Raw genomic sequence first — 10,232 nt, 5'->3', positions numbered from 1 at the left:
CCCTGCGGATACCAGGTGCCCAATTTTATATCAGCATAATTCATTAAGCTGTATAAAGCCGGTGTATTTTGTGGCAAAGCACCTAAAAACAACACTGGAAACTCCATCATCTGCTGCAGCTTTGGATGTTTAAAATATTTACTTACATGTTTTTTCATATTGGTAAAAACATCTAATTTAAACACGCCTTTTATTACATCCCAATCAATAAATTCTGTAATGCTTTGGCCGGGCTTATGCACTAATTTATTTATGCCCACATTATATTTATATTCTGCTTCTGCTAAAAATTTATCTAATTGTAATGCACTGCCGGGTTCAATTTTTTCAAATAATTTTTTTAGTTCATCATAGTTTGCCGGTATCTCCATCACATCATCCGGCCAGTAAATGCGGTACGATGGGTCTAATCTTTCCAGTTGGTAATAGTCTGCCACTTTTTTACCAAAGCAATTAAAAAAGCGTTCAAATACTTCCGGCATCCAATACCAACTTGGCCCCATGTCGAATGTAAAACCATCTTCTTTTAACTGCCTTGCCCTGCCACCGGCAGTATGTTGCTTTTCTAAAATGGTTACATCGTAACCCGCCTTAGCCAAAAAACATGCTGCTGATAACCCTGCAAAGCCACTGCCTATAATTACTGCTTTTTTCAAGAACTAAATTTAGGGATATTGAAATTTAAAACGGGATAAAAAAAGCGGTAACTGTTTAAAATCTTGTCACCTGTTCTTTTAATAATTTGCGGGCAAAGTGTATCCTGCTTTTTATTGTACCCAAAGGCTCTTTTAGCAATGTTGCAATTTCGTTGTATTTATAGCCATCAAAATACAGCATAAAAGGGTTGCGGAATATATCGGGCAAATGATGTACTGCCTGGTAAATTTCTTTTATTTTCAAATTACTTTCTGCAGTATTTACAATAGATAACTGATTGCTGTTTAGCAAAAATTCGTTGATGCTGTTATCCAGTATCGTATTTTGTTTTGCTTTACGGCGGTAATCATTAATAAAAATATTACGCATTATGGTGTACAGCCAGGCTTTAATGTTTGTACCCACATTATATTTTTCCCTGTTGGCAAAAGCCCTGTACATGGTTTCCTGAATAAGATCTTTTGCCGTTTCATTATCTCTGGTTAACGTTACAGCAAAAGGCTTTAAGTACTCTGCGTTGTTAATTACTATTTGGTTGAATTCTATTGCAGACATTTTGTTTAAGTATTAGTCCACAAAGTTAAACAATAAATATGGAGAAATGCAAATTTTTGTTTAAGATTTTATAAAAAAGATTAAACACATTATTTTACAGCACTTTATACATTTACTTTTGAGAATCCAGATACAAAATCCATTACTTCTGCGAAAGATCTTTTAAAATTGAGGGGTGCATGAATCTTTTTTTGATAAATATTTGTTAGCTGGCCTGATATAATTACTGGTGTACCACTGAATTTTTGAGTAACATTTGCAATAAATTTATCGAAATTAAAATTCTGGCCTACAGTGGTTAGATGAGAATACAGGTAGTCGGGTTTTTTTAGTTTAGCAACATATTCAACATCTTTTAATGGCACATTAGAACCAAGATAATAGGTGGTGACACCCCTGTTTTTTAATAAATAGTACATAAACAATAAACCCAGTTCGTGGTATTCTCCCTCGGGTAAAAATAGTAAAACAGATTTATTTACTTTAACTGGTGTCATAACCCTATCGATACCCACAATTAACTTTTGGCGGATGATATTAGTCACAAAGTGTTCCTGTGCCGGATTTATATGATTAGTAAGCCATAATATTCCAATTTTTTCAAGAAAGGGAAAAATAATTTGAGTAATGGCTCTTTCTATACCCCGTGCAGCTATAAATGTATCTAAAATTATTTCCACTTTTTCAATATCTATATCCACCATACTTTGAATAAGATCATTCACAATTCGCTCCTGCTGGGCTTCAATTTGACTGAGGGAAAGAATTTTTTCTTTCATTTCACCCTCATTCATTTTATCTATGTGAGATATTTTGTACCCATATTTATTAAGCAGGGCTACGTTTAAAATTTTTTTTAATTCTTCGTTGCTGTAATAACGGATATTGGTGCCGGTGCGTTCGGGTTTTATAAAAGAATAGCGTTGTTCCCAAATACGAATGGTATGGGCTTTTATGCCCGAAAGGTTTTCCAGATCTTTTATGGTAAATGAATTCATTGCAAACTTATTTTTATTATTACAATGATAAAATAAATTTGTTTAAAAAAAATGAAAAAAAGCTTAACAAAACTAGAAACTCCGGGTAGGCAAGTCCTTAAAGATTTTATATACCAGTTGATTTTTGGGGAATAGTATGGACCAGGCGGTTAGAAAAATAATCATAAAATCGGTATAAAGTGATGCATGTTTTTGGTACCACATTTCTAGCGCTCCCTTGAATGGATATATGGTGGCGTACATAGCTTTTGGGTCAGCAGCAGCAGAAATAATTTTTTCTTCATCACGAAAAATTAAGGAGCCAATGCCCGTCATACCAGGTTTGCAGTTATAAATTTTTTTGCGTATTTCTTCCGGATATAAATTTACACTAACGTCCATCAGTGGCCTTGGACCAACAATGCTCATATCGCCTTTAAATACATTTATAATTTGCGGCAGCTCGTTCACTTTTGTAATGCGTAATAATTTCCCAAAGCTGGTAACACGTGGATCGTTACGTAAAGTAATTTCGCCGGTGCCAATGTTAGGGCTGTTTTTAAGCATGGTGGCAAACTTCCAGATATCGAAAAATTTATTTTTATACCCTACTCTTTTTTGCTTGTAAAAAACTTCTCTTTCGCCTGTAAATAATAAAATAATGCAACTGGGTATTAGTATGGGTGATAACAATAGTAATGCAATGCTTGCTACAAGAATATCTATGATTCGCTTTGTAATTTTGTACATTAATCTTTCAGGTTGTTTTAAATTATTAAGCTCTTGCTATGTTACCAAAACCAGGGGCTTTGCAACTAACGCTTAAGATGGTATTAATAATTGCTATTTATTTAATAATATCATCTATGATTTTTAAATGATGATTACTGTGAATTTGTAAAAATTTAATAGCAGCCTTTAATTTTACATGACCAAATAATGGATGTTCGAAATATTATTTTCATTTAAACTGTTGAGAATATTAATTTTTTGTTTTGCAAGTGCAATATAATCTTCCAGTTGCTTTGGGTTTTGTATAGCTCCCGGCATAACCGATTTAGGTGCCTTAGCTTTACCTCTTGGAATTTTAGCAGTAAAAAAAACAATGGTTTTTAAAACACTAAATTTTGCTTTATAATTTTTTGGATTGGAATTTTGCAACTGTTCTGCAATTTTTATAACTACCAGCAAAGAATGTTCAATTTGCCAACCCACTTTAGATTGAGAAACTTTTGTATTTATTTTTTCGGCATTGATAATATTTTGTTTAAAAGTGTCAATTTGCAGTAATAATTTATCAATTGCCATTTACTAATTATTTTAATTAAAAACATTCTTTTATTTTACCTGCTACTGCTTTTAAATCGTCGTTTGTAATATATGTTGAGCATGGAATGCTTAAACAATGCTGGTAAACAAAGTTTGATCTGTCGGTATGATTATAGTAAATATTTTCGGTAAACATCCGCAACTGATTCATGGGCACCCAAAACGGGCGGCTCTGCATTTTATTATCGTTCAATATTTTTAATACTTGCTTTTGTTTAGCAGTAAAAATTGTGGGAAGCCACCAATTGGGTTTTACATCAGCACTTACTTCCTGAAATTTTATATCGCCAACTCCCTCCAACTCTTTTTTATATAAATCAATTATTTCGTATTTGCGCTTTATAAACCCGGGCAACTGTTCCATCTGCGCCACACCCATTGCCGCCGCAACATTTACCAGGCGGTAGTTGTAGCCAATTTCATCATGTATATATTCAAAGGCATCGCTTTTTGCCTGCGTAGTTAAATGCTTTGCTTTTTTTGCCAATGCTTCATCATCAGTAACAATCATACCACCGCCGCCGGTAGTAATAATTTTGTTTCCATTGTAACTAAATGTGCCGAGTAGCCCAAAACTTCCGGCGTGTTTGCCTTTGTAATAACTGCCGAGTGCTTCGGTACTGTCTTCTATCACTGTTAGGTTATGCTGTTTGGCTAAAGCCGTTAACTTATCCATATCGCACATGTTGCCTAAAACATGTACCGGCATTATTACCGGAATTCTTTTACCATCTTTTTTATAATGGCAAACGCCATTGCGCTGTTCGGTTTCGTTAGTTAAAAATTCTTCCAGTAAGTTTAAATCCATTTGCCAGGTAGCTGCATCGGTATCAATAAAAATTGGATTGGCGCCAGTATATTTTATAGAGTTGCAGGTAGCAATAAAAGTAATGTTGGGTGTAATTACATAATCATCGCTGTTTACTCCCATCATCACCAAACAAATATGCAATGCAGTTGTACCACTGCTTGTAGCCACAGCATATTTTGTACCAGCAAATTCGGCACTCATTTTTTCAAACTGATCTACATAAGCACCCACGCTGCTAACCCATCCGGTGGTAATGCATTCGGTAACATATTTTAATTCGTTGCCCGCCATATTGGGGCCGCTGAGTAAAAGCATAGTATTAATTAAATTTTTTAAAGGGCGAAGGTAGTAAAAAGAAGGGCAATTTTCTTAGCCGGCTTCGCTTTATACAATTATCTTTATTTATTAAAACGATAAAAGTATTTGATATTATATGAGCTTCATAAAAAAATTATTTGGCAGCAAAAAAGTACGGCGACAAATAAGCAGTACAGCTGAATTTTGGGAATGGTTTTCTACAGAGGAAAAAATATTATTCAGTGCTGTTAAAACAAGAAATCAGGTACAGGAATATTTACAAAAAATTATTGATAAACTGCAGGAGCTAAATCCTGATTTGTATGGCTTAATTGGGATGCATGATGACATTACTGCCGAATTGGTAATAACTCCCGAAGGAGATATAAAAAATATTGTATTTGCTGAAGAAATTGCAAGCGCTGCACCAGCAATGCCCGACTGGAAGATTACTGCTTTAAAACCAGAAATGGGATTTGAAAGCATCAGTATTGAAATGAATGATTTTACATTTAATACAGAAAAATTAAAATTTTATACCTTGCCGGATGATGCCAGGCCCGATGAGATAGAAATACATTTACTGCATGAAGATTATGTTGCCGAAAACCATAACGAAATTGCTAACGGTGCTTTAATATTTTTAGATAATGCCATTGGAGAAATTACTATGGCTACACAAATTGATGATGTTTTTTTAGAGGCCTCGGCTAATGGTGCAGCAATAATCCCTATTGAAAAACTAAAAGACTATTTATTATGGAGAGAAAAAGAGTTTGTTGAAAAATATGAGGGCATAAGATACGATACGGAAAACGACGAATATACCGGAATGGAAGCTACAGATGAAAATGATATGCCGATGATTGCAATGGTAAACCAAAAATTATTATCGTGGGATGCAAAGGCCTCTCACCCGTGGATGCTGGTAATTGAAATTGTTTATAAAGGAAACAAAAGTGGAATGCCCGATAATGATACTTATGCTCTGATGAATGAATTTGAAGAAACAATAATGGAAAAATTAAAAGACAGTGATGGCTACCTGAATACCGGCAGGCAAACCTACAAAAATGAAAGGACCATTTTTTTTGCCTGTAAAGAATTCAGGGAATGCTCCAAAGTAACCAGCAATCTTATAAAAGATTATACCGATAAATTAAGAATATCCTATTCTATTTATAAAGATAAATACTGGAAAACCATGGACAGATTTATGCATTAAAGCCCTTTAAATATTCCTGAACTTAGGTCCGTAAGCATCATCAATAATGCCTGTTTTCATTAACGTATAAATTTCTTTAACCCCATCAGGTACCGTTTTGGTTATTGTAAAGCCCAGTTCATTTTTTATTTTATCAAAGTTTACCCTATAATCACGTGGATCTTCATTCATTTCCACATAATTTACTTTTACATTAGGTACTACTTTACAAACTTCTTCAATTATCATTCCTTTATTATAATTCTCTTCGGTAGTACCAACATTAAACACATTTGATTTTACTTTTTTCTCCTCACTTTCAATTACTAAAACCACTGCTCTTGCCAAATCATCTACATGGCAGTAAGGCCTCCAGAATTGTGCCCCCCAAATTTCCTGTACACCTTTTACTGCGGCGTTACGTGTAAATTCGTTTACGGTTAAATCAAAACGTATCCTTGGAGAAAAACCATACACTGTACTAAAACGTAAAGCGGTGCTGCACATTTTAGTATCTTTTCTTTCGAGCATTATATAATTTTCAAACTTAACTTTTAACTCTGCGTATAGACTTACAGGGTTTAATTCGGATGTTTCGGTAACGAAAGAATCCGGATCGGACATTTTACCATAATTGCTGCAGGTGCTTGCAAAAACAAAACGTTTTACACCAGCTTTTTCTGCTGCTTCAAACAATGCAACGCTTCCATCCCAGTTGGTGGTTTTAGCATCTTCGCTAAATTTTTTGCAGGCCGGGTCGCCAACAATAGCAGCTAAATGTGCAACAGCATCAATACCGCTAATAGCTTTTTCTACATCTGCAGCATTTCTAACATCGCCTTTTAAAAATTCAAAATTGGGGTTAAGCATTACATCATACAATGCATCGCCACCAAAATTTAAATTATCAAAGGCCCTAACATGGTATCCTTTATCTAATAACTGACGAACTAAAACTGAACCGATATATCCGGCTCCGCCGGTAACTAAAACTTTCATAAGTATGTATTTTTTTGCGTGGCAAAGATAAGGGTTTAGGTGTTTAGGGTTCAGGGGTTTGGTGGTATATTAATACAATAAAACTATTTTGCTGGCACACCAATAACTGTTGTATCATCAGGCACATCTTTTAGTACAACCGCTCCTGCGCCAATAATTACATTACTGCCAACAGTAACACCCTGACGAATTACTGCACCGGCACCTACAAAACTACGGTGGCCAATTGTTACATTACCGCACAATACTGCACCGGGGCCAATGTGACTAAACGCTCCCACAAAACATTCATGTTCAATAATGCAACCGGTATTGCAAATAACTCCAAGGCTAATTTTTGCCAATGGATTAATAGTGGCATTTGCTGCAATCATTACACCGGATTCTTCTATAATTGCCGAAGGATCAATAGTGGCAGAAGGATGTATGGCATTTATGGGGAAAAGTCCTTTCTCCGACATTGTAAATTGTATTCTTTCTCTTATTTTATTATCGCCAATGGCAATAAAGAAATCATCTTTTTTAAAAGCATCTGCAGCACCCCCGCTATCTTCTTTACCAATGTAAACCAAATTAAATGGGTTGTATTGCTTTTGCTCAGTATCACAATAACCGGTTATTTTATTGCCGGTGGCATTTATTATACCGTAAACAACAAACGCATGCCCTGAGTAGCCAATTAATATCATTGCAAAATTATTAGTTGTTTAAATGTAGTAACGATTTGTATGATGAAAGAATATTTTGCCAGATATTTTCCCGCTGATAATCTTTTTTAATTATTTGCATTAGCGTTTCTGCCATATCACACATTTCTGCATTATTATTAATTGCATATTCAACTTGTTTTTCTATTTGTTGTTCATTGGCAGTCTCAAATATTAAACCCGTTTTTTTATCCTCAACAATATCTATATTCCCTGGTATTCGGCTGCAGATGATGGGCAGTTCCATTGCACCAGCCTGCAACAGTACGTTAGGAAAACCTTCCCGGTGAGAAGGGAAAACAAAGTAATTGGCAATATGCATAAAGTATTCTACCTGCTGTGTCCATTTAATATGTATAATGTTTGCATTAGCTTTTATCTGCTGCATAACTGTTTCCGGTAAAGGGTCCAGTTCTTCTTCATAATCTCCCACTAAAATTAATTTCAAAGCTCCATATTTTTTTTGAAGGGATAGAAAAACATTTACCAACTCTACAATTCCCTTATCGGTTACCAGCCTGCCAATACAAAGCAGGTAAGTATGCTGTATTGAATAATTTATACTGTTTTTTATTTCAACTAATATGTTTTCATTTATGGCCTCTTTACAAAAACGTTGGGTATTTATACCGTTGGTAGATCCTTTACCAATAATATTTAATTTAGCCGGGCTTGCAAATTTATTATCGACAATATAATTATACAAAGAATTACTGTTGGGCCATATATGGTTAGCTGCAGCGTAAGTAAGTTTTTCAATAAATTTCAACAACTGCAGTTTAAATCCTTTTTCCACCATTAACGGCATGCCGGCTACAGTATGTATTCTTATTTTTACGCCGCTTATTTTTGCGGCTAACATACCCAGTAAGCCAGCTTTGGGTGTATGGGAGTGTACAATGTCCGGTTTTTCTTTTTTAAAAATCTTTATTAGCTGTATAAGGCATTTTAAATCCTGCAAAGGAGTTATTTTCCTTGTCATGGGTACAATGATATGCCTGCACTCTTCATTTTTAATAACATCATTAAGTTCTGCTCCATCAGCACTTATCATTAACACTTCAAACCCGTTTAGCTGCATAAACTGCATTTGCCCGGGCAATAAATAACGCAATGCCATTGGCACTGTGGTAATGCGGATAAGTTTTTTATGTTGAGAATTTGCAGACAAATTTTTAATTTAAATAACCTTCTTCAATAATTTTTATACTAAACTCAAAAATAAACGCATATTATTGAAAGAAAAATTAGAATTTAAGATAAATTTGATTTTATTACAATGCATTTAGCATAAGCGGCAGTTAACAAGGCTAACTAATACCAAACATTTAATTTTCATGGGCATCTTCGAACTTCTGTTGTTTCCCCTTTATGCTGCGGTTTTCTATTTTATATTTAAAGCTTTTAGAAAAAATTACACCGATCCGGTTCTTAAATTTTATCATGCCCAGGGGTTTTGGATAAAAACTTTGGTTGTTTTAGTTTTTGCCGTTTTTAACTGGAGTATATCCCGTGGTGATTCATTTGTTCTGTACCAGGTGGAAGGCAAAAATATTTATGATCTTATCCTTAAAGACTTTTCCAATATTAAATGGATTTTAATGAAAGGCGAAGATTTTGATGAATCACTTTTAAGAGATCCATGGAATAAAGGATACTTCAGGGCCGAAAGTAATTTTATGGTGGTAAGGTTTGTTACCGTTATTTCATTTCTTACGCTGGGTAAATATTTATTAACCAATCTTATTTTTTCCTTACTGGCATTTACCGGCGCCTGGAAGTTGTTTTTATTTTTTTATGAGCAATACCCACACCTGCACCGCAAGTTTGCCATTGCCATTTTATACCTGCCTACTTTTGTTTTTTGGAGTTCGGGTATTTTAAAAGACAGCATTTGTATTGCAGCGATTGGCTGGATCACTTATTCGCTGTACCAGATTTTTATAAGAAAAAAATATTTTATAAAGAGTACAGTTTTTTTAATTTTTTTCGGGTATTTGCTTTGGGTAATTAAACCGTATATTATTATTTCTTACGTACCTTTTTTTATTTTATTCCTGCTGCTGAAAAATGTAAACCTGGTAAACAGCAAAGCCGTAAAAATTATACTTGCACCTGCGCTTATTATTGGTTGTGTGTTTGCGTTTTCAATTGTAATGTCGCAGCTTAAAGATGAATTAGGGCATTACGCAGTTGAAGGACTTACTAAAAATATTAAAACCCAAAACAGTGCGTACGAAGATCAGGCAGCCAAAGGTGGAGCCATGTTTTCGTACGGAACAGAATTTGATGGCAGTGTAACAGGCCTTATTAAAATGGCCCCGGTGTTTATTGGCACTACTTTTTTCAGGCCTTTTCTTTGGGAATCAAAAAAACTTACCACCCTTTTATCATCGCTGGAAGGTTTGGCAGTAATGATATTTACTATTATGGTAGTTTTTAAGGCCGGAGTAAAAACGGTTTTTCAAACATTAACTAAAAACTCATTAGCCATTTATTGTTTTTTATTCGCATTAATATTTGCTTTATTTGTAGGTGCCACTACTTTAAACTTTGGCACGCTGTGCCGCTATAAAATTCCCTGTATGCCTTTTTATCTTATCGCTTTATTTCTTATACAGGATACAGCAAAGCAAAAAAAAGAAAACCTGCTTAAAAATAAGCAGGTTGTTACGGTGTAGTTTTCGAGGTTTAAT

General features: G+C 34.6%; 11 protein-coding genes. 2 read left to right on the top strand and 9 right to left on the bottom strand.

Translation table 11 applies throughout. The features are described from left to right. From ACY651_RS11830 to ACY651_RS11805, 6 genes are all read right to left on the bottom strand, one after another. Positions 1-656: phytoene desaturase family protein (locus tag ACY651_RS11830; RefSeq protein ID WP_462252952.1), on the bottom strand; the 656-nt coding region annotated here is incomplete at its 3' end. A 55-nt stretch (positions 657-711) separates the two neighbouring features. Beyond that, positions 712-1,212: an RNA polymerase sigma factor gene (locus ACY651_RS11825; protein ID WP_462252950.1), complete on the bottom strand. Its 501-nt coding sequence runs from the start codon at positions 1,210-1,212 to the stop codon at positions 712-714. A gap of 104 nt (positions 1,213-1,316) precedes the next feature. Then, a complete protein-coding gene (locus tag ACY651_RS11820; RefSeq protein WP_462252948.1) occupies positions 1,317-2,210 on the bottom strand; it encodes a MerR family transcriptional regulator in 894 nt (297 codons plus the stop codon). Positions 2,211-2,282: 72 nt separating this feature from the next. Beyond that, positions 2,283-2,939 carry a sugar transferase gene (locus ACY651_RS11815; RefSeq protein WP_462252946.1) on the bottom strand — a complete coding sequence of 219 codons (657 nt, stop codon included), beginning with the start codon at positions 2,937-2,939 and terminating at the stop codon, positions 2,283-2,285. 174 nt (positions 2,940-3,113) lie between these two features. Next, on the bottom strand, positions 3,114-3,497 hold the full coding sequence (locus ACY651_RS11810) for a hypothetical protein (protein WP_462252944.1): 384 nt from the start codon (positions 3,495-3,497) through the stop codon (positions 3,114-3,116). 16 nt (positions 3,498-3,513) lie between these two features. Beyond that, positions 3,514-4,644, bottom strand: a complete 1,131-nt coding sequence (locus ACY651_RS11805) for a LegC family aminotransferase (protein WP_462252942.1) — start codon at positions 4,642-4,644, stop codon at positions 3,514-3,516. Positions 4,645-4,762: 118 nt separating this feature from the next. Here ACY651_RS11805 and ACY651_RS11800 point away from each other — a divergent pair, with 118 nt between their 5' ends. Then, a complete protein-coding gene (locus ACY651_RS11800; protein WP_462252940.1) occupies positions 4,763-5,851 on the top strand; it encodes a DUF695 domain-containing protein in 1,089 nt (362 codons plus the stop codon). A 6-nt stretch (positions 5,852-5,857) separates the two neighbouring features. Here ACY651_RS11800 and ACY651_RS11795 read toward each other — a convergent pair whose 3' ends face one another. The 3 genes from ACY651_RS11795 to ACY651_RS11785 form a co-directional block, all read right to left on the bottom strand. Beyond that, positions 5,858-6,829 carry an NAD-dependent epimerase/dehydratase family protein gene (locus ACY651_RS11795; RefSeq protein ID WP_462252938.1) on the bottom strand — a complete coding sequence of 324 codons (972 nt, stop codon included), beginning with the start codon at positions 6,827-6,829 and terminating at the stop codon, positions 5,858-5,860. Positions 6,830-6,912: 83 nt separating this feature from the next. Beyond that, on the bottom strand, positions 6,913-7,518 hold the full coding sequence (locus tag ACY651_RS11790; protein WP_462252936.1) for an acetyltransferase: 606 nt from the start codon (positions 7,516-7,518) through the stop codon (positions 6,913-6,915). Between the two features lie 10 nt (positions 7,519-7,528). Then, positions 7,529-8,707 carry a glycosyltransferase family 4 protein gene (locus ACY651_RS11785; protein WP_462252934.1) on the bottom strand — a complete coding sequence of 393 codons (1,179 nt, stop codon included), beginning with the start codon at positions 8,705-8,707 and terminating at the stop codon, positions 7,529-7,531. Positions 8,708-8,873: 166 nt separating this feature from the next. Here ACY651_RS11785 and ACY651_RS11780 point away from each other — a divergent pair, with 166 nt between their 5' ends. Beyond that, entirely contained in the window at positions 8,874-10,217 is a 1,344-nt protein-coding gene (locus tag ACY651_RS11780) for a hypothetical protein (protein WP_462252932.1), read from the top strand. Positions 10,218-10,232: the final 15 nt, after the last annotated feature.

This window comes from Ferruginibacter sp. (assembly GCF_031391665.1).
In the GTDB taxonomy this organism is placed as follows: domain Bacteria; phylum Bacteroidota; class Bacteroidia; order Chitinophagales; family Chitinophagaceae; genus Ferruginibacter.
Note: the sequence above shows the minus strand (reverse complement) of the source record. Positions and strands in the feature narration are given on the sequence as shown.